The sequence below is a fragment of the Shewanella cyperi genome, assembly GCF_017354985.1.
Classification (GTDB): Bacteria; Pseudomonadota; Gammaproteobacteria; order Enterobacterales; family Shewanellaceae; genus Shewanella; species Shewanella cyperi.
The window spans coordinates 1922983-1949084 of record NZ_CP071501.1; the positions used below are offsets into that span (position 1 = coordinate 1922983).

Consider the following 26102-nt stretch of genomic DNA (forward strand, 5'->3'; position numbering starts at 1 on the left):
CCCATTCAATGACGGAGCCCTTTCAATAGCGGAGCCAAAGAGGAGCAAATGGAGATACTCTTGCTGACCCATGAGCGGGAGCTGGGGCGCAGCGACAACAGTGCGCAACTGGCGCTGCAGTTGTTTCCGCAGTTGTGTCGCCGCCTGCTGTGGCAGCGGCGTCAGCCCTTGGTGTTGCCAACGTCAGGCACCTATCTGCTGTATCCGGCCGACGCCGATGAACCCAGGATTGCAGCCGATGAATTGCGCGAGACGGATCAGGTGATCATTCTCGATGGCACCTGGCAGGAGGCCCACAAGATGCTGCGCCAGAGCCCCTGGCTGCAAGTGTTGCCACGGGTCAGCTTAAGCCAGCTGCCGCCGTCAAGATTCAGACTGAGGCGCAATCAAAGGGAAGATGGCCTCTGTACCGCCGAGTGCATCGCCGCCCTGTGGCAGGCCAGCGGTCGGCAGCAGCAAGCCCTGATCTTGATGGATCAGTTCGAACTGTGGCAGTTAAAGATGCAGGGCCAACCCAGTAAAGAGCCAGTAAAGAGCCAGTAAAGCGTAAAGCAGGGCGGTCAGACGGCGGTGGGCAGCACCGTCAGATAGATGCACAGGAAGTGGCTCAGGGCCCCCAGCAGCACAAACAGGTGCCAGATGGCGTGATTGAAGGGAATGCGTTTAACCGCATAGAAGATGACCCCCAGGCTGTAAAATAAGCCGCCACTGAGCAACAGCTGGAATCCCAGCGGGGAAAGCCCGGCAATCAGCTCATCCAGCACAGTCATGCACAGCCAGCCCATCGCCAGGTACAACAGCAGACTGATGGCCTTGAATCTGTGCAGAAACAGCACCTTGAATCCTATCCCTCCCAGGGCCAGCAACCAGATGGCCAGCAACACCCAGTCGGCGTTGGCCTTGGCCAGGCTTATCATCATCAGCGGGGTGTAGGTGCCGGCGATCAGCAGATAGATGGCGCAGTGATCCAACAATTTAAGTTTCTGTTTACGCGCGGGATCCTTAACCGAGTGATAAGCGGTGGAACAGGCAAACAGCAGCACCATGCTCAGACCATAGATAAACACACCCAGCAATTGGGCAGTGCTGAGCACGGACGAGCCCCGCAGCAGCATCAGCGCCGTGGCCGCAAGAGCGGCCAGTACCCCAAGGCCATGGCTCAGGCTATTGGCCAACTCTTCCCTGGGTGAATAGGCGGCCTGGGCCTTGGTTGGTGTCATGATGATCCTTATGGAATGTCTATGGGCTGGCGATGCCTTTGGGCTAACAAACCTGGCAGCAAAGTTACACAGTAAAAAAAGCCACACGGTAAAAATAGAGCAATGAATCTAACACCGACGGCGCCGCGGGGCAAGAATTAAGCTTACAAGTGTACGCTTAAATTTGGGCTGTGTCTTGTCTGAGGCAAATGGCTGGTTTTGCCATTGGTTGATAACTCGGACGAGTGCCTTGCACTTTCTATTCGGGATGCAGGACGGCTGCGCTATGGTTTCCCATTCGCTTCCCAAACAAACTGATTTTGTGGGTAAAAATGTGACCGCCCCATAGCGGCTGAACTTTTCTGCTTAAGTTGACTCGAACACCAGACTCAAGGAAAAAGGACAAGGAACCCCGAATAGCCTCACAGCTCCTGCTGACAGTTGGCCTTCAGTGCAATGCGTTTAAAGCAATTGGCTTTAAAGCCATTGGCTGTCAACGCAAGCAGTTCAATGCACGGCCTATGAATGTGTGGCTCAGCGCTGTGGCCTGGGGAAATTCGGGAAAGACGTTATTATGCGGACAAGCGTGTTTGGATTAATCAAGGACGACATAGAGGCAGAAATAGAGGCTGACACCGTCCTGCTGCCTGAGCATCTGCCAGCGGATCGGCTATCGCCCGGTTCAAACCGGCATATCGCCTTTGCAAGCGATGATGGACCAATCCTCAATCCCGCGGGCTTGAATGTCACTTTGCTGCCCATGGCTATTGGGGGCGATGAGCCAGAGCCCTTACATCCGGTGCCTTTACATCCAGAGCACGCATTGCCCGACTTGCAGCAAGAGGCTGAAGTGCAAGGGCCTGGGGAGGCAAAGCCGGCGCTAAAGATTTTTGGCAAAGGCCAATTGCTGGCCTTTTCCGCCTTGGCGCTGCTGCTGCACCTTGGCATTGTGGCTCTGCTGTCCACACTCAACTGGCAAATACCCCAATCCCTATCAAAGCAACAGCCAAAGCCCCCACCCCTGAAATCCTATTTGTATGTTGCGCCGCCTGCGCCAGTCATTGCTGAATTGCCGCCTGAACCTTCGGCGCCATTGCCGAACGAAGCACCAGTTGAACCCATTCAAGCCGATGCCAAGCCTGAGGTTGAGACTGAGCCCAAGCCCAATCCCAAGCCAAAGCTGGAGACTAAAAAGGCAGCCCAAATAGTGACTCAGGTAGAGGGGCTGGTGCAGGAGCAAGAGCCATTGCCGGAAGCGGAGCAGGACAAGCAAGCAGGGCAAGCGGCAGCGCAGAATCAATTTGCCCGAACGCCCGTGGATGCCCAGCCAAAGCTGGACTTTTCCACCTCCGCCAGTCGCTTCATTGCCAAACAAAATACCCAGGCGTTGACGGCATCGGGGCAGGAGTATGCAGACCGAAAGACCACTCCCGGCGGTATGTCCGAGATGTTGCCTGACATGGAGGTGCTGGAGGTGCCCAATGCCGATGACATTTATAAACCCAGTACCCTGGATCACAGACTCGATCCCAATCGCATTATCAAGAAAGGGGATACCTGCTATCGGATAGTGAAGGTGCCAACGCCGCTGAATCCCCATGCGGAAAATCCCGGCTTCCCCTTTAACTGTGGTGGAGACAAGGTAAAACAGGCCATCAAGGAAGGCATCAATCGCCATCTGGAGCGCATGGGGCGGAAAATAAACAGGTGAAACAATTAGATTGCAACATTCATATTGCATTAAATGATTTGTTTATTGCTATAAAATACAATGCGATAAAGGCTCTAAAAATTAGATTGGTTTATGATTTTTGGCGGCGCATAAACCCCCTTGTGTTTTAATTGCGCCCATGGTTATACTGCGGCCACTTGTCGGAGTGCCTTAGGGCTGAGACCGTTAATTCGGGATCCGTTGAACCTGATCGGGTTAAGACCTGCGAAGGAAACAAGCTGGGATCCCCCTGCAATGGGGGATCATTGGGATAAAGCCAACGGGCGCAATGGCCGTGGATTTTTCCCGACGCTGACTCAACTTCTCTCTGTTCCCCGACAAGCAAATTCATCTTTCAAAAGAGTGAGCTTGCTTATGTCAAACCGTCGTGAAACCCGTGCCGCCGCCCAGGCTTTTATTGAAAACCTCAAGCCGCTGGCCCATCCCAATTCAGAAAAAATCTACCTGCAGGGCTCCCGTGCCGATATCCGGGTTGGCATGCGGCAGATCCACCAGACTGATACCCGCATTGCCGCCGCAGATGGCAGCATTCGTTTGGAGCCCAACCCGGCAATCCGGGTTTATGATTGTGCCGGCGCCTACAGCGATCCGGCCGCCAACATCAATGTCCGTAGGGGACTGGCTGCACTGCGCAGCCCCTGGATCCTGGAACGGGATGATACCGAGGTCCTTGAAGGTGTCAGCTCCCAATTCACCCAGCAACGCCTTGCCGATGAGGGACTGGATCACCTGCGCTTCGATGCGCTGCTCAAACCGCGCCGCGCCAAGGCCGGCAAGAGGGTGACCCAGCTGCATTATGCCAGAGCGGGGATCATCACCCCCGAAATGGAATACATAGCCATTCGGGAAAACCTGGCCCGGGCCGCTGACACAAGCGGCGATGGGTGGGATGAACAACTCACGCGACGCAAACCCGGTGAAGCCTTCGGTGCTCTGGTGGGCCAGCCTATCACCCCTGAATTTGTCCGTGACGAAGTGGCCCGCGGCCGCGCCATCATCCCCGCCAATATCAACCACCCCGAGGCAGAGCCGATGATCATCGGCCGTAATTTCCTGGTGAAGGTCAATGCCAACATAGGCAACTCGGCGGTGACCTCATCCATCGAGGAAGAGGTGGAAAAACTGGTATGGGCCACCCGCTGGGGCGCAGATACTGTGATGGACTTGTCCACCGGTCGCTACATCCACGAGACCCGCGAATGGATAGTGCGCAACTCGCCGGTGCCGATAGGCACAGTGCCCATCTACCAGGCGCTGGAGAAGGTAAACGGCATAGCCGAGGATCTCAGCTGGGAAGTGTTCCGTGACACCCTGATTGAGCAGGCGGAGCAGGGGGTGGATTACTTTACCATTCACGCCGGTGTGCTGCTGCGTTACGTGCCCATGACGGCCAAGCGGGTGACAGGCATAGTGTCCCGCGGCGGCTCCATCATGGCCAAGTGGTGCCTGAGTCACCACAAGGAAAACTTCCTCTACACCCATTTCCGCGACATCTGTGAGCTTTGCGCCGCCTACGACGTCTCCCTGTCTCTCGGTGACGGAATGCGTCCCGGTTCAATCGCCGATGCCAATGACGAGGCCCAGTTTGCTGAGCTGGAAACCTTGGGGGAACTGGTGAAAATCGCCTGGGAATACGATGTGCAGACAATCATTGAAGGTCCCGGCCATATCCCCATGCAGCTCATCAAGGAGAACATGGACAAGCAGCTTGAGCACTGCGCCGAAGCGCCGTTTTATACCCTGGGTCCCCAGACCACAGACATAGCCCCGGGCTACGATCATTTCACCTCCGGCATAGGGGCGGCGATGATAGCCTGGTACGGTTGCGCCATGCTTTGCTACGTGACGCCGAAGGAACATCTCGGGTTACCGAACAAGGAAGACGTCAAACAGGGCCTAATCGCCTATAAGATTGCCGCCCACGCCGCGGATGTGGCCAAGGGCCATCCAAGCGCCCAGTTGCGGGACAATGCCCTGTCGAAGGCCCGATTTGAGTTCCGCTGGGAAGATCAGTACAACCTGGGGCTGGATCCCGACACGGCCCGTGCCTATCACGATGAATCTTTGCCCCAGGAGTCGGCCAAGGTGGCCCATTTCTGCTCCATGTGCGGTCCCAAGTTTTGTTCGATGAAGATCACCCAGGACGTGCGTGACTACGCCGCCGGCTTGGAAGCAGCCAAGACGGCTGGAACTGCATCACAGGCCATCGAAGTGCAGGCCATAGCTGTGCAGAGCAGCATTGCCCGGGACGGCATGGCGAAAATGTCCGGTGCCTTCCGTGATGCCGGTGGTGCCCTGTACAGCGAGCATCATGTGGATGGGGTGCTTGAGCCCATTTCAGGGGAATAGCATGGAAGCCAAAGCCAAATCCATTCCCGAGGCCTTTAAGAAACCGATAGTTTGGACCATAGCCGGTTCCGACAGCGGCGGTGGCGCCGGTATTCAGGCGGATCTGGCGACCATCAATGCCCTGGGTTGCCACTGCTGCACAATAATCACGGCGCTGACCGCCCAAAGTTCGGTGGCCGTGACCCTGGTGGAGCCGGTATCCGATGCCATGTTGCTGGCCCAGCTGGAAACCTTGCTTGCCGACATGCCGCCCGCTGCCATCAAGATTGGTCTGTTGGCAAATCAGGCCCAGCTCAACTTGCTAGCGGATTGGTTGGCTACCCATGTGCCCCAGGTAGCCTTGGTGCTCGACCCCGTGATGGTGGCCAGCTGCGGCGATACATTGCAACAGGGCAGTGGTCGGCTCGATTTCAGTCCCTTGTTCGAGCTTGCCACCATCATCACCCCCAATGTGGCCGAACTGGCGCAGATGACGGGCAAGGAAAAACTTCAAAATGAGGTCGATTGGCACCAGGCGGCCACAACGCTCAAGGCAAGGATCGGGGGCAGCCTGTTTGCCAAGGGTGGCGATCTTTCCCTTCATGGGCGATTGGCCACCGAGGCCGAAGATCTGATGTTGCTGGGCGAGCTCAATGACTGCTCGCCGCTGCACAGCAACATGGGCTTCAGGCTCACCAACCCAAGGGTACAGACCGATAACAATCACGGCAGCGGCTGCACCCTGGCGAGCGCGGCTGCGGCCTTTTTGGCCCAGGGCTATGTGGTGCCCGATGCCCTGGTGCTGGCCAAGGCCTATATCAACCACGCATTGGCGCTGGGTTACAGATCAGGCGCAGGCCCCGGGCCCTTGGGTCGTCCGGGTTGGCCTGAGTCCCTGGAAGATTTCCCGGCCATTTCGCCTTTGGCAATCGATGGAGCCCCCAAAGGGCAAACGGTAAACGAAGTGCCCTTTGCCACGCTTGAGGCCAATCTTGGGATCTATCCCGTGGTGGCCGATATTGAGCAGCTAAAAGTACTGTTGAAGGCGGGGGTGAAGACAATTCAGTTCAGGCTCAAACAGGCTGCCACCCCGGGGTCAGAGGCGGAGCTGGCCGTTATTCGAGCCATTGAGTTGGGACGTGAATATGGTGCGCAACTCTTTATCAACGATCACTGGCAGCTCGCCCTGGAGCACGGCGCCTTCGGGGTCCATTTGGGCCAGGAAGATTTGGCCGGGGCGCCCTTGGGCAGGCTTGCCGAGGCGGGGCTGGCCCTCGGCCTATCCAGCCACGGCTACTTCGAGGCCCTGCTGGCACTGGCTAATCAGCCGAGCTACCTGGCCCTTGGGCATATTTTTCCAACCCCCACCAAGACCATGCCCTCCAAACCCCAGGGCCTTGAACGGCTGAGGCGTTATGTGGCCACCTTTGCCCCAAGGCTGCCGACCGTGGCCATTGGCGGAATAGACAAGCATAACCTGGTGGATATCCGCGCCACCGGCGTCAACAGCGCCGCCGTGGTGCGGGCCATCTGTGCCCACGGTGCACCGGATGAAGCCCTTGCGGAGCTGACCGCTTTGTGGGAGGACGGCCATGGGACTTTCTGACCGGGATTTTATCCGCTATTCGCGGCAGATATTGCTGCCGGAATGCGGCGAGGCGGGGCAAGTGCGTCTGGGGCAAAGTCGCATCGCCATAGTGGGCTGTGGCGGTTTGGGCTGCTCTGTGGCCCATCAGTTGGCCGCCGCCGGAATTGGCCACATAAGCCTGTTTGATGGCGATACGGTTGAACTGTCCAACCTGCCGAGGCAGTTGGCCTATGACGACAGGGATCTGGGCCAAGGGAAAGCGCAGGTGCTGGCCGCCAGGCTCGCTCACCAGTACCCGGGGGGCACGCTCAGCGCCGCCGGTGCCATCACTGCGGAAAACGTCGATTCTGCACTTGCTGGTAATGATTTGGTGCTCGATTGCTGCGACAACTTTGCGACCCGCCACAGGGTTAACGCAAGTTGCCAGCGTTTGAATCTGCCCCTTATCAGCGCCGCCATCAGCGGCTTTGAAGGGCAACTGCTCCTTGTTACACCCGGTGAAGGACCCTGTTACCAGTGCCTGTATCCGGAAGATACCCAAAGCGCCGGCAATTGCGCCGCCCAGGGCGTGCTGGGGCCCGCAGTGGCTGTGATGGCCTCGATGCAGGCGCTGCTGGCGCTGCAGTTGTTGCTGGGGATGGACTACGCTGCCGGGCGTCTGCTGCGTTTCAATGGCCTAAGCCTCAGTTGGCATGAGGCCAGGCTGGAACCGGATCCCCTGTGTCCCATTTGCGCCTTAAGGCTTGGTACTTCTAAAACCCCAGACTCACAAGTTATCCCCCAAGGGAGAAAGAACCATGTTGACCATTCAGTTTAACGGCGAGTCGTTGCAGTTGCCTGCGGGACTCAGCCTGGATGCCTTTCTAGAGCATCAAGCAATCCGGCCCCAGCAGGTGGCCCTGGTGCTGAACGGTACTGTGGTGCCAAGGCATCGCTGGACGCACCTGCATCTTGCCGAGGCCGACCGCCTTGATTGCTTTGCCGCCGTGGCGGGAGGTTGAGATGCTGACCATTGCCAATCAGCAATTTTCATCAAGATTGTTTAGCGGTACCGGCAAATTTGCCTCTTCGGCGCTGATGCAACAGGCCATAGCCGCCAGCGGCACCGAGCTGGTGACCCTGGCGCTCAAGCGCATCGATCTCAGCCAGGGCCGCGATGACATTTTGCAGCCGCTGCTGGAGCGGGGCGTGAAATTGTTGCCCAACACCTCAGGTGCACGCAACGCCAAGGAAGCGATACTCGCAGCGAACCTGGCGCGGGAACTGCTGGGTACTCACTGGCTGAAACTGGAGATCCACCCGGATCCCCGATATCTGATGCCCGATCCCATGGAAACCTTCGAGGCGGCAAAGGAGCTGGTGTCCCAGGGCTTTGCGGTCTTGCCCTATGTCCACGCCGATCCTGTGCTGTGCCGACGCCTGGAGGAGATTGGCTGCGCCGCCGTCATGCCGCTGGCGAGCCCCATAGGCTCCAATCAGGGGCTGGAGAGCAGGGCGTTTTTAAAGATCATCATAGAGCAGGCCAACATTCCTGTGGTGGTGGATGCCGGCATAGGTTCGCCGTCCCAGGCCTGTGAGGCGATGGAGCTTGGCGCCGACGCCGTGCTGGTCAATACCGCCATTGCCTCCAGCGCCGATCCAGTGCGTATGGCGGCGGCCTTTGCACGGGCGGTGGAGTGTGGCCGTGAGGCCTATTTGGCGGGTCTAGGCGCCCGGGGCGTTCAGGCCAGCCACACCAGCCCCCTGACCGCATTTCTGGGAGTCGAATGATGCAACTCGCCAGCGGGATAGTGGTCGCTGAGACGCAGATCGGCAAAGTCCGATTGAATGAGTACCGCCCCGAGCAACCCGGGTTTTCCAGCCACTTTGATGCGCTTGATACGGACAGGCTGAGGCTTGGGATCTATTCGGCCACTGAGGCCGATGTGGAGCGGGCGCTCAGGCAGCCAGAGCGGCTTGAGAGCCTGATGGCGCTGCTGTCACCGGCCGCCGGGCCTTATCTGGAAACCATGGCACAGCTGAGTGTTGCCGCCACCCGCAAACGCTTTGGCGCCAACATTGGCCTGTATTTGCCGCTGTATTTGTCAAACCTCTGTGCCAACGAGTGCGATTACTGCGGCTTTACCATGGGCAACAGGATCAAACGCAAGACCCTCAATGATGAGGAATTAGCGCGGGAGATGGCCATTATCAAGGGCAGGGGCTTTGACTCTGTGCTGCTGGTGTCCGGCGAGCATGAGACCAAGGTCGGTATGGACTATTTCCGCCGAATTTTGCCCTCGGTCAAGCAGCAATTCTCACACCTGGCCATGGAGGTGCAACCGCTGGCGGAGGGCGAATACCGCGAGTTGGTGTCTCTGGGGCTTGATGCCGTGATGGTCTACCAGGAAACCTATCAGCGCCGCACCTATGCCGCCCACCACACCCGCGGTCGCAAGTCGGACTTTAACTGGCGCCTGGATACCCCGGACAGACTGGCCCGGGCCGGGGTCGATAAGATTGGTCTTGGCGTCTTGCTGGGGCTCGATGACTGGCGCCTGGATGCGCTGGTGATGGGCCATCATCTGCACTATCTGGAGCGGCGCCATTGGCGCAGCCGTTACAGTATTTCCCTGCCGAGACTCAGGCCCTGTGTCGGCGGTGTACCGCCCAAGGTGGAACTGAGCGATCGCGGCCTGGTGCAGCTCATCTGTGCCTTTCGCCTGTTCAGTGAGTCACTGGATATCAGCCTGTCGACCCGTGAAAGTCCTGAGCTCAGGGATAACTTGTTTTCCCTTGGCGTGACCCAGGTCAGCGCCGGCAGTGCCACCTCGCCGGGGGGCTATGCTGCGCCCCAATCACAGCTCGACCAGTTTGAGATAAGCGATGAACGGACCGTGGATCTGGTGGTGGCAGAGTTGCAGCTCAGGGGGCTTAATCCGGTATTCAAGGATTGGGAAAGAAGTTGGATAGCGGGATAAACCCACAGATGCGCTTATTTTGCTGGTCTTGATGGCGGTTCTGGTTAATAATTAACCCAGACTTTTTCCCGAACCACCCAGACTCTGCGAGGAGGTGCTGTATGCAGATCCCATCCGCGATCGCTTCCGGCATTAACGGTTTTAACAGTGCCCAAAACAGTCTGGCCCAGGCTACGGTCGACGTGGCCAGGCCCGAAGTACCTGCCGAACAGGCGGCGTTGCAATCGCCACCGGTGGACAAGACAGAGGCGCTGATCCAGGCCACCCAGGCCGTCACTCAGGCCGAAGCTTCCGCTGAAGTGATTGACAGGGCCGATGAGACCCTGGGAACCATAATCGATATCAGCGTGTAATTCCCATGGAACCATTGGCGCTGAACATCCCTGGCTCGGCGTCATTCGCCGCAACCCCCTTGCCGTCGACAACCGTGCGGCAAGGTGGAGCTGCAGCAACCCAATCAAACACCCCTGCGGTCATTCCCAAGCACATAAGCAAGCCTGCGCCAACCGCAGCGCCCACGGCAACCGTTTCCGAAAAAACCGTCACTCAGCAGACATTCGGAAAACCGCAAACCAATCAGTACAGCATGAATTTTGGTCCCCAATCGGCGGCGGCTATTCTCAGCCGCCAGGCAGCCAAAGAAGGGGACACAGATAACAGCGTTGCCGACAACGGAAACGCTGTTAAGCCTTTTGCCCCCGTTTTTGGCGGGCAGGGTAGCGGTGATGGTGCAGAACCTGCGGAAAGGGCGGTTGTCGATCCGTTTCAGCGATCAACACCGGCCCAGACATCACAATCAGAAGACGAAACGGCCGCTGTTTTTGCCGATGAAGCCGAAGCCGATCCTGTAAAGTCCGCTGCGGCGGCGAAGGAGCAAGCCAAACTTGCGCGAGAGCAGCAGGAAATTGAGCAACTTGAGGCCCGAGATGCTGAAGTCCGCACACACGAGCAGGCCCATGCCTCCGTGGGGGGCCAATTTGCCCGCAGTCCCAATCTGACCTTTGAGAAGGGGCCCGACGGCAAACGCTATGCCGTGGATGGCGAAGTGTCGATAGACATAGCCCCGGTGAACGGTAATCCCCAGGCCACCATCAACAAGATGCAGCAGGTGTATGCCGCCGCCATGGCGCCGGTCAATCCCTCTGCGGCGGATCTGCAGGTGGCCGCTGAGGCGCTGCGTAATATTGAAGTTGCCAAGCGTGAACTGAGGGATGCAAGGCTGGAAGCCGCGCCGGCACCGGAGCAATTGAAGCCGCTGTATGATGCCAAGAGCGACATTGAAGAACAGCCGGAATTGGAACCCGTCAAGCCGAGTCTCGGTGGTCGCAGCGTGGATGCCGAAGGTGAACTGGTATCGTCTGCACGGGACACCAATCCTGCCTCGGAACTCATCGATACCATAATGGCCAAAGTGGCCAATGAAAGGGGCCCTTTGTTTGAGGAGCGCAGTTCCGATAATGCCGCAGTAACAGCGGCCGCGAACAGCAGTATCAATCTCAGCCCGCCCAAAGCGATTTTGGCCTATCGCAATACCCAGCAAATGGGCCAGGGTAACCCGGCGCAGCCACTGCAGGGTGAACTTGGCACCTTGGTACGGGATGAAGATCTCTTTGGCCGGGCCTTCGGCCTGGATGAACGGGTGCCTTCAAGACAGGGATTGGGCGTTAGCGTCTGATTAGCCTGCACCGCTTAATCATTGGTTTCATCCCTTGTCTGTTCGGTCTCAACCGTTTCCTGCCCCTTGCCATGCCGCTCAAGGATCAATTGTTCCAACAGTCTGGCAGCCGGTCCCTGACGGTCACGATTGGGGATCACCAGAGACAAGGGAACCCGTCTGGCGCTGCTGCCCTGTAATTGCAATCGCACCAATTCGCCCATTTCCAATTCCTGTTCCACCAAATGCAGCGGCAACCAACAGAACCCCATGCCGCGCTTAAGGATGGCCAAGGCTTCGTGAAAGTTCGACAGGGTCCAGCGCTGCTCGGCCTTCAGCCAGCCAAGTTCCTTGGGGCTCTTGAGCGCCGTATCCTTGATAACCAATTGCAGGTGGCGGGCCAGCTCCTTGTCGTCCAGAGGGGCTGGCAAAGAGGCCAGCGGGTGCTGCGGAGAGCACAGCAGTATCATCTCTATTTCGCAAAGTGGCTCGGCCAGATAGCCCTTTGGCGGCTGACCACCGCATATGGCGATGTCGACCTTGTTCTCCTGGATAAGTTCGTGGGTGCCGGTGATCACCGAATCAAGCACAGTCACCCGGGTGCCACGGCAAAGGGGCAGAAAACGGGCTAGGGCACAGACCAGGTGCTCCATGGGGTAAATGAGTTCCCGGCCCACGGTCAGGCTGGGTTCCCAGCCCTGCTCAAGATTTCCTGCCAGCTGTTCCAGCTCTCCCACCATCTGGGTCAAATGGCGGGAGCGCCTGAGCAACACTTCCCCCTGTGGCGTCAGATGGGCCTTGCGGCCGCGCACTTCCAGAAGTTCGATACCAAGCTGGTGCTGCAGTTTGGCGACCGCATGGTTAAGGGAGGATTGGCTCTTGTTGAGTGCCTCGGCGGCCTGGGCATAGCCCCCGTGATCGACGACCGCCTGCAGAATACGCCATTGCTCCAGAGTGGATTTTGCTCGTGACATAGCATGTGCCTTGTGTGCAACTTCATTCGATTTTTTGCAAAGATCTGGCCAGATTCTGGCGTGATTCTTTCGTCAAGGCAATTGATTTTAACCTGAGACCGGGGGACTGTTGCTGCCCGGCAAACATTACCTGGCCACAGTAATCGGTTGTTTATCCGTGCCGGCTATTAATCTGCTGACCAGCGCCTTGGGGGATACGTCCCCACCCAGCAGGCTCGACAGGCGCTCAGGCAATGTCCGCTGCTGTTCATTGGCGGCCAGTTCCGCAAAGGTCGCTTCGGGGGACAGCAGACAGTATTCAAGCAGGTAAGTGGCCAAACTGTCGGTCAGCAGCCTGTCATAGTAGGCCGGGCCCTCGCTGATAAGACCGGTAAACTGGTGAGCGAACGTCGCCGGCAGCGGTTTGCGGCTATCAAAGGGATTCAGCAGAGAGGTTTGGGTAGGTGCGCTGTCCTCGTCGCTGCCATAAAACGACAGCGCCTCAATGGCGCGAAAACGGTGGAGTGCGCGCTGGTAATTGGTGGCCAACTGATCCCGCTCGTCCGGCCCATCCCCCTGTTCCCGGAGTAGCCAGGCTGTTAACCAGGCACTTGGCAAGCGGGCAAGATCGCTTTCTTCACCACCGCGATTAAGCAGGTAATGTTTGCCGCCGGCGGCGAACAATTCCAGGCACTCGGCAATGGCCCTTATCAAGGCCGCTTTCTTGCTGTAACCCGCAATAGCGGCCGGTGCCGTCAGCTGACCCTGGGCAAATTGGTGACCCACAACCGGTATGCGCAGCGGCGCGAAGCGGATTGTATTTTCCTCCCGCCAAAAGAGATCCCCCAGCAGCCGCGGGCCATGCCAAAAGCGGATAACGTGCCCCTGCAGCCACTCGGTGCGGATCCCAAGCTGGCCAAGCACTTTGCCTATGCTGTCCAGTTCACGTTCCAGGGGAACGGGCTCGGCCTTGGTGGACTGACTGGCGGCAAGATCTCTGGCGATATTCCAGGGAGCGGGCTGTGGGGTGTCCCCAAGACCGGTAAGAAATGCCATGGCGACAGCGGGCTGTTTCAAATAGCTGCGTGCCAAACTCAGGCTGGCGTAGTCAGAATAGCCCAGACGCCGGGCCTCCCGCTGTCGCAATGCCTTGATTTCGGTAAGCGCCATGGCGGCCAGGGTATTGTGCCTTTCCTGATAAGCAGACCAGGCCTGATAGCGGCATTGTTCATTGGTCTGCTTCAGCAGGTACCTTGCCATGCGCTTGTCTATGGAGGGGGAGATTTCGTCGTTGGTCTCGGGGAGCTGACATGCCTGATCGCTAATTTCCAGCTGGTAATCCTGACGGGCCAGCGCTTGCCGGAATCCGGCCTCGGCCAGGTGCAAGCGAACCTTGTCGTCCTCCGGCATGGGCGCCAGCGGGGCTATGGCCTGCAAGCGCCTGGCCAGGGCGGAGGACGGGCTGGTATCGCCGAGCCCGTGGAGCAAATGAGAAAAGGCTGCGGTGCCGGTCAGTTTTGCAAATTCATCGGCAAGATGCAGCTGACAGCCAAGCAACGCCTGATGGCCTTCGGCGGCCAAAGGTTGTTGCCGGTAAAACTCCACCTGATCCAGTACGTTGTGCATACCCAGGGTGGTGCGCTCCCAGGTGGCTGCCAGTTGTTCACTGTCCTGGTCTGTCAGATCCGGCAGTGACAAACTGATGGTTAAACATTGCTGACTCAACAGGGCGACGGGATCCAACCCCAGCGTTGACTCATTGGCCGCTGCTTGGGCCAGCGGCAAACTAAGGCCGAGCAGCAGTGCTGAAATGCTGTTTCGCATAACTAACCCTGTCGTCCACTGACATGCGGCAATTGCCAAGGGATTCTATGTGTTTGAGGCGTGGCAGTATGCCCTGACCATTGGCAATTTGAATCGACAGCCCGGGACGGGCATTGAGCTCAAGCAACAGGGGGCCGCGGCGGGAATCGAGCACCATATCGGTACCCAAATAGCCCAGTTCGCACATTTCATAGGCACTGGCGGCAGTTTGCAGCAACACATCCCAGTGGGGCACCTGAATGTCGGTCAGTATATGATCCGTGTCCGGATGGCGTTCTATTGGCTGATTGAATTGCACCGCCCGCAGGCCCTTGCCGGTGGCGATATCCAGACCGACACCGACGGCGCCCTGGTGCAGGTTGGCCTTGCCATCTGAGGCGGCGGTTGACAGGCGCAACATGCCCATCACGGGGAAGCCCTTGAAGACGATCAGACGTATGTCCGGTACGCCTTCATAGCTGTAGCCTTCGAACACGGGATCAAACTCGATAAGCCCTTCCACCAACGCCACGTCCGGCTTGCCACCCAGGGAAAACAGACCGCTGAGAATATTGGAGACGTGTCTGTCGATGTCGGACGGAGTGATCTCGGCGCCGCTGGGTTTGAAATAGCGCCCCTGTTCCACCTTGGTGATCACCAGTATGCCCTTGCCACCTGAGCCCTTGGCGGGTTTGATCACAAAGCCCCCAAGGCCATCGACCATTTCCGGGATTTCGCTGATTTCGTGCTGCTCACGTACCACGCCAATCAGTGCCGGCACGGCCATATCGTTGGCCAGTGCCAATTGCTTGGTCATGAGTTTGTCATCCACCCGCTTGTAAAACTTACGGGGGTTATAGCGCCCTATGTAGTCGATATTGCGCTTGTTCATGTTCAGCACACCGGCGCGGCGCAGTTCCCAGGGCCAGGCAAAGTTCATCTTATTCTCCCGCAAGCGGCTTGAAGCGCTTCAATTCCAACAGGCGGTAGCCCGTGTACTGGCCCATGAGCATCACCAGGGCCAGGATCACCAGGTGAATTCCCAGGAAATTAAACACCCAATGCTGGACCCAGGCCGCGCTCATGGCGAGGTAGGCCAGGGTTGCTACCGCCAGACTGCCGCCACCTTGCAGCAGCACTTCCTTTGGTCCTTCCTCTTCCCAGAGGATCGACATACGTTCTATGGTCCAGGCGAGAATGATCATAGGGAAGAAGGTGATGGTCAGCCCCTCGCTGAGGCCGAATTTGTACGCCAGCAGGGTGAACACACCTATGATGCCGATGACCACTATGATCACCGCGGAAATTCGCGAAATAAGCAATAGATTCAGGTGTGACAGGTAGGAGCGGATCATCAGGCCGCAGGAGACTATCAACAAAAAGCCAATCAGGCCGGTAAGCAGCGTGGTCTGGATAAAGGCCAGGGCGATCAGCACAGGCATAAAGGTGCCCGAGGTTTTGACCCCCACAATGACCCGCAAAAATACCACCACCAGCACCCCGATGGGGATAAGGAGTATGCCCTTGAACAGACTTTGCTCCTCCAGCGGCAGCTGGTAGAGAGAGAAGTCCATGCCGGTTTCGTTGCTGAGCATTTCCATGGAGGTGGCGAGCGCTGGGCGGGTATCTTCCAACATGGAAAAACTCACCTGGGAATTGCTGCCGCCAATGACATCCAGCACAGACTCACCCTGACGGGCCCACAGCAGCAGTCTGGCATTGCGACCTTCCTTGCCGTTGGCGGGATCAAACAGGTGCCATTTACCACCGGCATACACCTCAACCATGGCAATCAGGCTTTGGTGGCGGCGCTGATCTTCCAGTCTCAGACCATCAACCTCCCGAGCCGGCACCCCTTTGCTGTGCAGCAGGGCCATAAATGCCTGGGGGGCGGTGTGATTGCCGAGCAGCAGCGCCATATTCTGGCTTGGATTGGCGGCGCTGATGGTTTTGAGCAATTGTCTGGCAAAGCCCAGATCGCTGCCGCTTTGACTCCAGGCTTCGGCAATGATTTGCTCGGCAGCACCCATTTCCGTCGCCGGCCATTGCCAGGGCGCCGGTGGCGGCGGCGTGTCGGCTTCCAGTGCCTGGTGATGGCCCGTGGGCAGCAGCACCACCTTATAGTAGAGATCCTGCCGCCCGATCGCATGACGTTTGGACCAAAGGGCGCGGCGCTCGCCATCCTGCTCGGTCAGCGACAGGCCGTAACCCGGCGAGGTGGTATTTTCCACCAGTATTTCAAAGGCGGGATCCTTGGGCAGTGCCAGCGACACTTCGGTTGGCCCGCCCTTGGCGTTAAAACTGACTTTGGCATCGACGGCCCAGGTTTGCACCTGCTCGCCGGGCAGAAAAGGCACCCTGTGTTCCAGCCCCCGATAGATGCTGCTGGCCAAACCCAGCAGCATCAGTACGGCGACCAGGATATAAAAAGGCTTACGTGAGTGCATGGCGGATCCTTGAGTGCATGGGAACTGAGCCCCGTTCGACCGGCCCCCGGGGGACATAGGTCGTGACAAGCTTATAAACCGTGAATCATTTACCGTGAATGAAACTCTGGCTGACGTCAACGACGGCAATATCTTTCATAAACTGACGGCCAAGCAACAGAGGATATTCCAGATGGCTGCGATCGGTCAGATTGAGATCGGTTTCGGCACTGTATTTGCCAATCTTGAGATGGGCATGGATCACCGGGCGCCGCTCGTCATTGCCTTCGGCATCCTGCTTGATGCGCACAAAGCGGGCGACCTTGGCCTCAAAGCTGGAAGGCGGCTTGTCTTCTCCCTGGAGGAAGACATCGAAACGCACCCATTTGCGGCCATCACGCTCGAACACCAAAATATTGCGCGCATCCAGGGATGAGGATTCTGCGCCCGTGTCGATGCGGGTGGGGAAACGGGTTTTGAGTTCATCAACCCGCACCATCTCCACTTCGCCCAGCACAAATTTATCGCTCAGGGGCGAGGCTTCACAGGCCTCGGGCGATGGTACCACCGCAGGGAGTGGCTGTGGTTCGTGCTTCAGGCTTTCCTGCAGTTTATCCAGTTGTTTGTGAATGGCGCTGAGGCTATGGCGAGCCTGGGCCTGTTCGGCACTGATGGCGTTGATAATACTGCTCTGGGTCTGGGCCAGTTGTTCGCTCAGTTGCTGGTTATCTATCAGTTGCTGCTTATCTGTAGGTATCGGCCCCTGGGGCTGCTCCTTTGGGGTGCCGGCGCAGGCCGTGAGGCCCGCGAGCATAATGAACACTAATGATTGACGCATCTCGCTGTCCTTTGGTTTATTCGCGTCCGGGCTCCTTGAGGGGATCCTTGACTGCGATAAAAGTGGCCCTTAAGGGCGCGGGATATCCTTCGACTGTCCGATTGATGTCCTTGGGATCCAGGTAATCCACCAGGGACTCGTTCTGCATCCAGCTGGTGCTGCGCTGCTCCGCCAGGGAGGTCACATCCAGATTAACGCAGCGTACTTCACCAAAGCCGCATTTTTCCAGCCACAGGCTGAGGGCGGCGACTGAAGGCAGGAACCAGACGTTGTTCATCTTGCCATATCTGTCTCTGGGGACAAGTACCGTGTTTTCATCACCTTCGACCACCAAAGTCTCCAGCACCAGCTCACCGCCGGCACGGAGCTGTGCCGCAAGTTGCAACAGGTGATCTATGGGGGAGCGCCTGTGATACAGCACGCCCATGGAAAATACCGTATCAAAGGCATCCAGGGGGGGCAGCTCTTCAATGCCCAGCGGCAGCAGGTGGATGGGCAACTCGGGGTCGACCAAACGCTTAATGGACTCGAACTGGCACAAAAACAGAGACGATGGATCTATACCCACCACGCGCTTGGCGCCTTCGCCCAACATACGCCACATGTGGTAGCCGCTGCCGCAGCCCACATCCAGCACGGTCCGGTTGGTCAGTGGGCTGATATGGGGGCTGACCCTGTCCCACTTCCAGTCGCTGCGCCATTCGGTGTCTATATGAATGCCGTGGACAAAAAACGGCCCCTTACGCCAGGGAGACAGGATCCGCAGCAGGTTCTCCAACTTTTCCTGCTCACCGGTACTGAGCTGCTGACCCGTGCCTATGGTGACACTGTCTTTGAGATCCAGGGTATCGGGCGCCGGATAATGCAGCTTGTTGAGCACCTTTTCCCATTTGGGCAGGTTGCCGTGTTTATGTTGACGCTGCCATTCGCCGAGAATGGCCGGCAGGGATTCCAGCCAATGCTGTAAATTGGAATCGGCGATTTGACGATAAAAGGAACTGAAGCTGATCACTTGATGGCTACCATGGAGACGAAGTTAAAACACTGGAACCAGGGTTCCACCTGTGAGAAACCGGCGTTGGCCAGGCGTTGCCTGTGAACGGCCAGGGTGTCGGGTACCAGCACATTTTCGATGGCACTGCGTTTCTGGCTGATCTCCAGTTCGCTGTAGCCGTTGGCCCGCTTGAAATCCAGATGCTGTTCATCGAGCAATGACTGAATGGCCTGATCTTCAAAGCGCAGTTTTTCAGACAACACCAGCACACCGCCGGGGTTCAGGCCCTGCCAGATGGTCCGCATCAGGGTATCCCTGTCTTCGGGGGGCAAAAATTGCAGGGTGAAGTTGAGCACCACCATGGAGGCGTTTTCTATCTTGACCTGACGAATGTCGCACAGCTGCAGATCCACCTGGGTATCGCTGACATAGGCATCCAGATGTTCCCGGCAACGGCTGAGCATGGGTTCGCTGTTGTCAATGGCTATGATGCGGCAGCCGCGGCCTTCGATTTGGCGTCTGATGCTCAGGGTGGCGGCGCCCAATGAACAACCCAGATCGTAAATCTGGCTGCCCGGGGTGGCAAAGCGGCGGGCAAAGTCGCCTATGGTGTTGATGATTTGCCCGTAGCCTGGAACAGAGCGACGGATCATGTCGCTGAACACACCGGCAACCCGGCTGTCAAACTGGAAGTTGCCCTGATGTTCACCGGGCTGGGCAAAGAGGTTGTCCAAAGAGCTGTTCATTGAAATGCTTCACTGGCAATACGGCCTGTTATTTTAACGAATGGCTTTTCCGAGCAGCAAGTCTTGTGCTGGTAATTGCAGGTTTTTTTTTGTCTAATATGGGCTTGGATAACATCAGATTTACAGTTTTTTGACCTTGGGGCGGATCTTGAAGGCATTTTTAAGCGCATTTCTGGTTTTATTGGCCTGCAGTTTTTCCACCCTGGCGGCGCCGGCACAGCCCGAGCGTCAGCCGCTGATCATGGTGATGGGGGAAGACAGTTTTCCTTTTCAATTCCTCGATGATGAAGGGCAGCCCGCGGGATTGCTGGTGGATTTCTGGCGTGAGTGGGGCAGGATCACAGGTCAGCCGCTGGTGTTTGTGGCCAGACATTGGCAGGATTCCCTCGACCAACTCGCCAAGGGCAAGGCCGACATCCATATCGGCATGGCGCAAACCCCACAGCGCGAAGCCCTGTTTGACTTTATCGCGCCGGTTTCCGAGGTGAACACCTACCTTTATCTGCATCAGGAATTAACCGCCCGCAAGCAACTCAATCAGTTGTTGCCGTTTCAGATTGGCATAGTCAGTGGTTCTTCCCACGAGCCCGAACTCAAGGCCCAGGTGCCCGGATTGCAATTCCGCTATTTCCCCAGCCGGGAAGACTTGCTCGGTGCCGCGCTGGCCGGTGAATTGGCCGTGTTTGCGGGCATGGACGGCTATTTGCGCGATCAGCAACAGCAAGAGCAACTAATGACCCTGTTCCCGGTCGCCAACCGTTTGTTGATTAAGCAGACCAAGATCCATCCGGCGATCAACAAGCAGAAGCCACAATTAAAGAAGCTGATAGAAGATGGCATCGCCGCCATGGATCCGGATTTTATCCGTATCAATGAGCGCCGTTGGCTCGGTTTCCAACGGCATCAGGCGGGCCTGGCCATCGCCATGCAGGTGGGCGTGGAACCCTTTGTCGACATAGGTCTGGATGGTCAGCCCCATGGCTTGTATGTGGACATGTGGCGGCTGTGGTCGCAAAAGACCGGCATTGGGATCAATTTTATCCCCGGTGACATGAATCGCAGCCTGGAAGATGTGCGCCGTGGCGTGGCAGATGCCCATATAGGTTACCCCGAGAGCGACGAGATGCGCACCGGATTGGAGCGTGCCGCCCACCTTTATACCGTTAAAAGTCGGCTGTTCATGTATCAGAAAGAGCTGGGCTCCGAGCAGCAACTGGCCGGTCAGCGCATCGGCGTGGTACCCACGGCGCCTTATCTTGCCGAACTTAAACAACGCCTGCCCAATACCTCGTTGCGCTTCTATGACTCCATGGCCGCCATGGTGGAAGGGGCCCGCAAGGGGGATATTGCCGGATTCGTCGCGGCTGCCGCCTGGACCCAGCACAGTCTGCTGCAGAGCAAGCGCTGGTCCGAGTTTTACCAGTACCCCGACATGGAGTTCAATACCGAAATCTATGTGCTGACCCGCAAGGAAGATCCTGGCCTGACCCAAAGAATTGCCAGGGGATTCCAGAGTCTGGGCTGGCAGGAAAAATCCGCGGTGGAGCACAAATGGATGCTCAACAGCCAGGATCACGTCTTCGGTGTTGAAAAACAGCAGTTACCCCTCAGCAGCGATGACAGGGACATGCTGGCCAAACTGCCGGAACTCAGAATGGGCTATCTGGCCGATTGGCCGCCGATGGAATTCCAGGATGAGAAGGGCCAGTTTGCCGGGATAAACAGCGATATCGCCAAGCGTTTTGAAGCCCAGCTCGGGATTAAGATAAAACCCGTGATGTTCAAAGAATGGCATTCCCTGTTCGATGCCCTGCGCCGCGGTGAGGTGGATATGGCCGGCAGCGTGGCCAAGATGCCCGAGCGGGAAGGGAGTTTGCTCTATACCGATCCCTATTGGCCATCCCCCTGGGCCCTGGTGAGTCCGGTACAGCAGGTGTCGGTTTTCAACCTCGACCAACTGGCGGGGCAGCGTCTGGCGGTGGTTGAAGGCTACCAACTGGTGGCGCGGCTGACCGCCGAGCAGCCCGGGATCCGCCTGGTGTTGGTGCCCGATACCCGAGCCGGTCTGGATGCGGTGCAGGCCGGCAAGGCCGATGTGTTTATCGACAAGGTGGTCACCCTGGCCTCGGCCCTCAGAAGCAGTGAATATTCCCAGCTTAAAATGTCGCTGCTGGCGGATTTGGCGGAGCAGAAGAGCCATGTGGGGGTCGCCCTCGGCTTTGAGCCCCTGGTGCCCCTGCTCAATGCCTCCCTTGCCACCCTGGATAAGGCCACCCAACAAAGGATCCACGATCGCTGGGTGCCGCTGACCATAGACACGGGGGCCGCCCGCTACCAACGCTGGTTGCAGATTTTCCTGGTGGCAGGGGCCGTGCTGCTGCTGATTACCGTCGCCGTGGTGATAGTCAATCGCCGGCTCAATCGCGAAGTCGAGGCCAGGCAAAAGGCCGAAGCCCGCATTGCCCATCTGGCGAGCCACGACAATCTGACCAAGTTGCCCAATCGCTCCCTGCTGGATGACAGGCTGAATCAGGCCCTGTTGCAACACGGTCGCGAGCAGCAGCGTTTTGCGCTGATGTTTCTCGACCTCGATGGCTTCAAGGACGTCAACGACAGCTTTGGTCACGCCGAAGGCGACAAGCTGTTGGTGAAGGTGGCGCAAATTCTGAGCGAGACCATCCGCAAGTCCGATACAGTTGCCCGCTTTGGCGGCGACGAGTTTGTGATTTTGCTTAACCGAATCACGGATTTGGACAGTGTCTGTGAGGTGGCAGAGAATCTGGTGGCGAGACTCGCCAAACCCATAGCCTTGGGAAATCGACAGGTGCAGATATCGGTCAGCCTGGGGTTGGCCCTGTATCCCGAGGACGGTGACAACGCCATCAGTCTGATGCAGAAAGCCGACAAGCTGATGTACCACGCCAAACGCAGTGGCGGCAACGGCTACCGGGTTGGCTAGTGGTGTAAATTTATCCAGTTGACGGGCCGACGCTGGTTATTACAAATACTTTGCTGGATACTTCACCGACCAAGTGTGAAGTGCTTTGGTTAGCGGCATTATTTCTCTATAATGCCGCCTTATTTTGAGTTGGATTTTCCATCGCAGCGGTGCAGGAATAAAGGAAAAATCGAGATGCGCAGTCATTATTGTGGAGACGTCAACAAGTCTCACGTCGGGCAAGAAGTCACTCTGGTCGGTTGGGTCAACCGCAGCCGGGATTTGGGTGGCGTAGTATTTCTGGATCTGCGTGACCGCGAAGGTCTGATCCAGGTGGTCTATGATCCGGACCTGCCCGAAGTGTTCGACGTTGCCAGCACACTGCGCGCCGAGTTCTGTGTTCAGGTCAAAGGCATAGTCCGTGCCCGTCCCGACAGCCAGGTCAACAGCCAGATGAAGACCGGCGAAATCGAGGTATTGGGCAAGCAGCTGACCATAATCAACGCCGCCGATCCGCTGCCACTGAGCCTGGACAATCACCAGCACAACAGCGAAGAGCAGCGCCTCAAGTACCGTTACCTCGACCTGCGCCGTCCAGAGATGGCCCAGCGGCTGATTTTCCGCGCCAAGGTCACCAGCGCCGTACGCCGCTTCATGGACAGCAACGGTTTCCTCGACATTGAAACCCCAATCCTAACCAAGGCCACCCCAGAGGGTGCCCGTGACTATCTGGTGCCGAGCCGTACCTACAAGGGCCAGTTCTTCGCGCTGCCCCAGTCTCCCCAGCTGTTCAAACAGCTGCTGATGATGTCAGGCTTTGATCGCTACTATCAAATCGTTAAATGTTTCCGTGACGAAGATTTGCGTGCCGACCGTCAGCCCGAATTTACCCAGATAGATATCGAAACCTCCTTCATGACCTCGGATCAGGTGATGGCCAAGACAGAGGAAATGGTACGTGGTCTGTTCCTGGAACTGCTGAACGTGGATCTGGGCGTGTTCCCCAAGATGACCTGGGACGAAGCCATGCGCCGCTTCGGCTCCGACAAGCCGGACCTGCGTAACCCGCTGGAACTGGTGGATGTGGCCGACCTGCTGAAGGACGTGGATTTCGCCGTGTTCAGCACCCCCGCCAACGACGAGGAAGGCCGGGTTGCCGCCCTGCGTATCCCCGGTGGTGCCGCTCTGTCCCGCAAACAGATAGACGACTACACCAAGTTCGTCGGCATCTACGGTGCCAAGGGCCTGGCCTGGATGAAGATAAACGAACTGAGCGCCGGCCTCGACGGCATCCAGTCACCGGTGGCCAAGTTCCTCAATGAAGCCATCATCAATGAAATCATCAGCCGCACCGGCGCCACCGACGGTGACATCATCTTCTTTGGTGCCGACAAGGCCAACGTGGTGGCCGAGTCCATCGGCGCCCTGCGTCTCAAGGCCGGTGAAGACTTTAACCTGCTTGAGGGCGAGTGGCGTCCGCTGTGGGTGGTGGATTTCCCCATGTTCGAAAAGGCCGATGGCCGATTCTACGCGGTACACCATCCCTTCACCGCGCCAAGTGGGGTGAGTGCTGCCGAGCTGGAAGCCAATCCCGGTAAGGCCGTGTCCGATGCCTACGACATGGTGCTCAACGGTTGCGAGCTGGGTGGCGGTTCTGTGCGTATCCACAATCAGGAAATGCAATCCACAGTATTCCGCATTCTGGGTATCGAAGATGAGGAAGCCAAAGAGAAGTTCGGCTTCCTGCTGGAAGCACTGCGCTTCGGCACCCCACCACACGCCGGTCTGGCTTTCGGCCTTGACCGTCTGGTGATGCTGATGACAGGTGCCAGCTCCATCCGCGACGTAATGGCCTTCCCCAAGACCACCACGGCGGCCTGTCCGCTGACCAACGCGCCCGGGTTTGCCAACCCGCAGCAGCTGGCGGAACTGGGTATCGCCGTGGCGGAAAAGCCCCAGGCATAAACCAAGCAAATAGCAATAAAATACCGGGGCTTAAGCCTCGGTATGTTTTTTATCGGCATGGCCGGTAGTAAGGAGTCAGGATATGGCAGGTCACAGTAAGTGGGCCAACATCAAACATCGCAAGGCGGCTCAGGACGCCAAGCGCGGCAAACTCTTTACCAAGCTCATTCGTGAGTTGGTGGTCTCAGCCCGTGAGGGTGGCCCGGATCCCGATGCCAACCCGCGCCTGCGCGCCGCCATCGACAAGGCCCTGTCCGGCAACATGACCCGCGACACGGTTGAGCGCGCGGTCAAACGCGGCTCAGGTGAGCTGGACGGCGACAACCTGGAAACCATCATCTACGAAGGCTACGGCCCGGGCGGTACCGCCGTGATGGTGGAATGCATGACGGATAACCGCAATCGCACTGTGACCGGGGTGCGCAATGCCTTCAACAAGTCCGGTGGCAACCTGGGCACAGACGGCTCGGTGTCCTACCTGTTCACCAAACGCGGCGTCATCAGCTATGAGCCCGGTGTCGATGAAGACGCTATTATGGAGGCCGCGCTGGAAGGCGGCGCCGAGGATGTTATCAGCAACGAAGATGGCTCTGTGGACGTGTACACCAGTCCGGCGGAATTCGGTACCGTTAAGGATGCCCTGGATGCCGGCGGTTTTGTTGCCGTCAACGCCGAGGTGACCATGGTGCCTTCCACCCAGGCGACCCTGGATGCCGACACAGCACCCAAGTTTTTGCGCTTGATTGACACCCTGGAAGATCATGACGATGTGCAGGAGGTGTATCACAACGCCGACATTCCTGACGACGTGATGGAAGGTCTGGAATAACACGCCATGGCCATTATTCTCGGGGTTGACCCGGGCTCCAGGATCACAGGTTACGGCATTATCCAGTGCCAGGGGCGACACCAGCAGTACCTCGGCAGTGGTTGCATCCGCACCCAGTCCGAGGACTTGCCCCTGAGACTCAAGCAGATTTTCGACGGTTTGACTGAGATCATTCGTCAATACCAACCGACGGAATTTGCCATCGAGCGGGTGTTCCTGGCCAAGAATGCCGATTCGGCCCTGAAGCTGGGTCAGGCCCGCGGCGCCGCCATAGTGGCAGCCACGGTCGCCGGTTTGCCTGTATCCGAGTACAGCGCGACCCAGATTAAAAGTGCCGTGGTCGGCACGGGCAGGGCCCAGAAGGCCCAGGTGCAGCACATGATACAGCAGCTGCTGAAACTGCCCGCCGCACCCCAGGCCGATGCGGCCGATGCGCTGGGGGTGGCCATGTGTCACTATCATACCTGCCAGAGCCTGGTGGCCCTTGGCGGTCAGGCCCGCAGCAGAAGTTACGGAAGATACAGATGATTGGAAGATTGAAAGGCATATTGGTTGAGAAGCAGGCCCCCGAGGTATTGCTGGACGTCCACGGTGTGGGTTACGAGCTGCAAATGCCACTGACCAGTTTCTACGAACTGCCGGCTATCGGCGAAGAGGCACTGATCTACACCCATTTTGTGGTGCGTGAAGATGCCCAGCTGTTGTATGGTTTTATCACCAAACAGGAGCGCTCCCTGTTCCGCCTGCTGATCAAGGCCAATGGTGTCGGCCCCAAGCTGGCACTGACCATATTGTCCGGCATGACGGCCCAGGAGTTTGTCGGCTGTGTTGAGCGCGACGATATTGCCACCCTGGTAAAATTGCCCGGTGTCGGTAAGAAGACCGCCGAGCGCTTGCTGGTTGAAATGCGTGACAAGCTCAAGAGCCTGATGGAAGCTTCCATGGGCTCGGAGCGGGAATTTGTGCTGCAGTCCAACTTCACCCCGGCGGTGGAAGAAAGCAGCGCCGAAGAAGATGCCATTGCCGCCTTGTTGGCATTGGGTTACAAGCCACCCCAGGCAAGCAAGGCCGTGTCGGCGGCTTACCGTGAGGGTATGGACTCAGAGACGCTGATTAAAGCCGCGCTCAAATCTATGCTGTGATGCTTGC

23 protein-coding genes and 1 riboswitch are annotated in these 26102 nt (G+C 57.8%); of the genes, 15 read left to right on the top strand and 8 right to left on the bottom strand.

All coding sequences use genetic code 11. The features are described from left to right. Positions 1-48 precede the first annotated feature (48 nt). Positions 49-543, top strand: coding sequence for a DTW domain-containing protein (locus tag JYB84_RS08280; RefSeq protein ID WP_207322927.1), 495 nt, complete (start codon positions 49-51; stop codon positions 541-543). 17 nt (positions 544-560) lie between these two features. Here the strand turns inward: JYB84_RS08280 and trhA are convergent, their stop codons facing one another. Further along, positions 561-1220, bottom strand: coding sequence for a PAQR family membrane homeostasis protein TrhA (trhA, locus tag JYB84_RS08285; protein WP_207322928.1), 660 nt, complete (start codon positions 1218-1220; stop codon positions 561-563). 553 nt (positions 1221-1773) lie between these two features. On the opposite strand from trhA, the gene JYB84_RS08290 reads away from it, so the two are divergent. The 9 genes from JYB84_RS08290 to JYB84_RS08330 all read left to right on the top strand — a co-directional run bounded on the left by JYB84_RS08290 (position 1774) and on the right by JYB84_RS08330 (position 11482). Beyond that, entirely contained in the window at positions 1774-2910 is a 1137-nt protein-coding gene (locus JYB84_RS08290) for a hypothetical protein (RefSeq protein ID WP_207322929.1), read from the top strand. A gap of 152 nt (positions 2911-3062) precedes the next feature. Further along, a riboswitch (TPP riboswitch) is annotated at positions 3063-3161 on the top strand. Between the two features lie 124 nt (positions 3162-3285). Continuing rightward, on the top strand, positions 3286-5280 hold the full coding sequence (gene thiC, locus JYB84_RS08295) for a phosphomethylpyrimidine synthase ThiC (protein WP_207322930.1): 1995 nt from the start codon (positions 3286-3288) through the stop codon (positions 5278-5280). Between the two features lies 1 nt (position 5281). Then, complete coding sequence (locus JYB84_RS08300) at positions 5282-6865, top strand: bifunctional hydroxymethylpyrimidine kinase/phosphomethylpyrimidine kinase (protein ID WP_207322931.1); 1584 nt, start codon at positions 5282-5284, stop codon at positions 6863-6865. Next, on the top strand, positions 6852-7664 hold the full coding sequence (locus JYB84_RS08305) for a HesA/MoeB/ThiF family protein (protein WP_207322932.1): 813 nt from the start codon (positions 6852-6854) through the stop codon (positions 7662-7664). The genes JYB84_RS08300 and JYB84_RS08305 overlap by 14 nt, the downstream gene beginning before the upstream one ends. After that, positions 7645-7848 (top strand): sulfur carrier protein ThiS, encoded by a 204-nt coding sequence (gene thiS / locus JYB84_RS08310; RefSeq protein ID WP_207322933.1) that lies wholly within the window; start codon positions 7645-7647, stop codon positions 7846-7848. The genes JYB84_RS08305 and thiS overlap by 20 nt, the downstream gene beginning before the upstream one ends. Position 7849: 1 nt before the next feature. Then, the gene (locus JYB84_RS08315) at positions 7850-8617 is read left to right on the top strand and encodes a thiazole synthase (protein WP_207322934.1); all 768 of its coding nucleotides are present in this window, start codon (positions 7850-7852) and stop codon (positions 8615-8617) included. Continuing rightward, positions 8614-9807, top strand: coding sequence for a 2-iminoacetate synthase ThiH (thiH, locus tag JYB84_RS08320; RefSeq protein ID WP_228290920.1), 1194 nt, complete (start codon positions 8614-8616; stop codon positions 9805-9807). Before JYB84_RS08315 ends, thiH begins: the two co-directional genes overlap by 4 nt. Positions 9808-9908: 101 nt before the next feature. Then, positions 9909-10160 (top strand): chemotaxis protein, encoded by a 252-nt coding sequence (locus tag JYB84_RS08325; RefSeq protein WP_207322935.1) that lies wholly within the window; start codon positions 9909-9911, stop codon positions 10158-10160. A gap of 5 nt (positions 10161-10165) precedes the next feature. Beyond that, positions 10166-11482: a putative metalloprotease CJM1_0395 family protein gene (locus JYB84_RS08330; protein WP_207322936.1), complete on the top strand. Its 1317-nt coding sequence runs from the start codon at positions 10166-10168 to the stop codon at positions 11480-11482. A gap of 14 nt (positions 11483-11496) precedes the next feature. On the opposite strand, the gene JYB84_RS08335 is transcribed toward JYB84_RS08330, so the two are convergent. The 7 genes from JYB84_RS08335 to cmoA all read right to left on the bottom strand — a co-directional run bounded on the left by JYB84_RS08335 (position 11497) and on the right by cmoA (position 19221). Beyond that, entirely contained in the window at positions 11497-12435 is a 939-nt protein-coding gene (locus JYB84_RS08335; RefSeq protein ID WP_207322937.1) for a LysR family transcriptional regulator, read from the bottom strand. A gap of 126 nt (positions 12436-12561) precedes the next feature. Beyond that, positions 12562-14238 carry a M3 family metallopeptidase gene (locus tag JYB84_RS08340; RefSeq protein ID WP_207322938.1) on the bottom strand — a complete coding sequence of 559 codons (1677 nt, stop codon included), beginning with the start codon at positions 14236-14238 and terminating at the stop codon, positions 12562-12564. Next, positions 14201-15157 (bottom strand): alpha-L-glutamate ligase-like protein, encoded by a 957-nt coding sequence (locus tag JYB84_RS08345; RefSeq protein ID WP_207322939.1) that lies wholly within the window; start codon positions 15155-15157, stop codon positions 14201-14203. The genes JYB84_RS08340 and JYB84_RS08345 overlap by 38 nt, the downstream gene beginning before the upstream one ends. Before the next feature lies 1 nt (position 15158). Then, a complete protein-coding gene (locus JYB84_RS08350; protein ID WP_207322940.1) occupies positions 15159-16664 on the bottom strand; it encodes a UUP1 family membrane protein in 1506 nt (501 codons plus the stop codon). An 85-nt stretch (positions 16665-16749) separates the two neighbouring features. Next, the gene (locus JYB84_RS08355; RefSeq protein WP_228290921.1) at positions 16750-17481 is read right to left on the bottom strand and encodes an ATP-dependent zinc protease family protein; all 732 of its coding nucleotides are present in this window, start codon (positions 17479-17481) and stop codon (positions 16750-16752) included. Positions 17482-17497: 16 nt separating this feature from the next. Then, entirely contained in the window at positions 17498-18493 is a 996-nt protein-coding gene (gene cmoB / locus JYB84_RS08360) for a tRNA 5-methoxyuridine(34)/uridine 5-oxyacetic acid(34) synthase CmoB (RefSeq protein ID WP_207322941.1), read from the bottom strand. Next, entirely contained in the window at positions 18490-19221 is a 732-nt protein-coding gene (cmoA, locus tag JYB84_RS08365; RefSeq protein WP_207322942.1) for a carboxy-S-adenosyl-L-methionine synthase CmoA, read from the bottom strand. Before cmoA ends, cmoB begins: the two co-directional genes overlap by 4 nt. Positions 19222-19369: 148 nt before the next feature. On the opposite strand from cmoA, the gene JYB84_RS08370 reads away from it, so the two are divergent. From JYB84_RS08370 to ruvA, 5 genes are all read left to right on the top strand, one after another. After that, positions 19370-22180, top strand: coding sequence for a diguanylate cyclase domain-containing protein (locus tag JYB84_RS08370; RefSeq protein WP_323128527.1), 2811 nt, complete (start codon positions 19370-19372; stop codon positions 22178-22180). Positions 22181-22354: 174 nt separating this feature from the next. Further along, positions 22355-24124, top strand: coding sequence for an aspartate--tRNA ligase (gene aspS / locus JYB84_RS08375; RefSeq protein ID WP_207322943.1), 1770 nt, complete (start codon positions 22355-22357; stop codon positions 24122-24124). Positions 24125-24206: 82 nt separating this feature from the next. Further along, complete coding sequence (locus JYB84_RS08380) at positions 24207-24953, top strand: YebC/PmpR family DNA-binding transcriptional regulator (protein ID WP_207322944.1); 747 nt, start codon at positions 24207-24209, stop codon at positions 24951-24953. Between the two features lie 6 nt (positions 24954-24959). After that, positions 24960-25481 carry a crossover junction endodeoxyribonuclease RuvC gene (gene ruvC, locus JYB84_RS08385; protein WP_207322945.1) on the top strand — a complete coding sequence of 174 codons (522 nt, stop codon included), beginning with the start codon at positions 24960-24962 and terminating at the stop codon, positions 25479-25481. Next, the gene (gene ruvA / locus JYB84_RS08390; RefSeq protein ID WP_207322946.1) at positions 25478-26095 is read left to right on the top strand and encodes a Holliday junction branch migration protein RuvA; all 618 of its coding nucleotides are present in this window, start codon (positions 25478-25480) and stop codon (positions 26093-26095) included. The genes ruvC and ruvA overlap by 4 nt, the downstream gene beginning before the upstream one ends. The last annotated feature ends 7 nt before the right edge of the window (positions 26096-26102 follow it).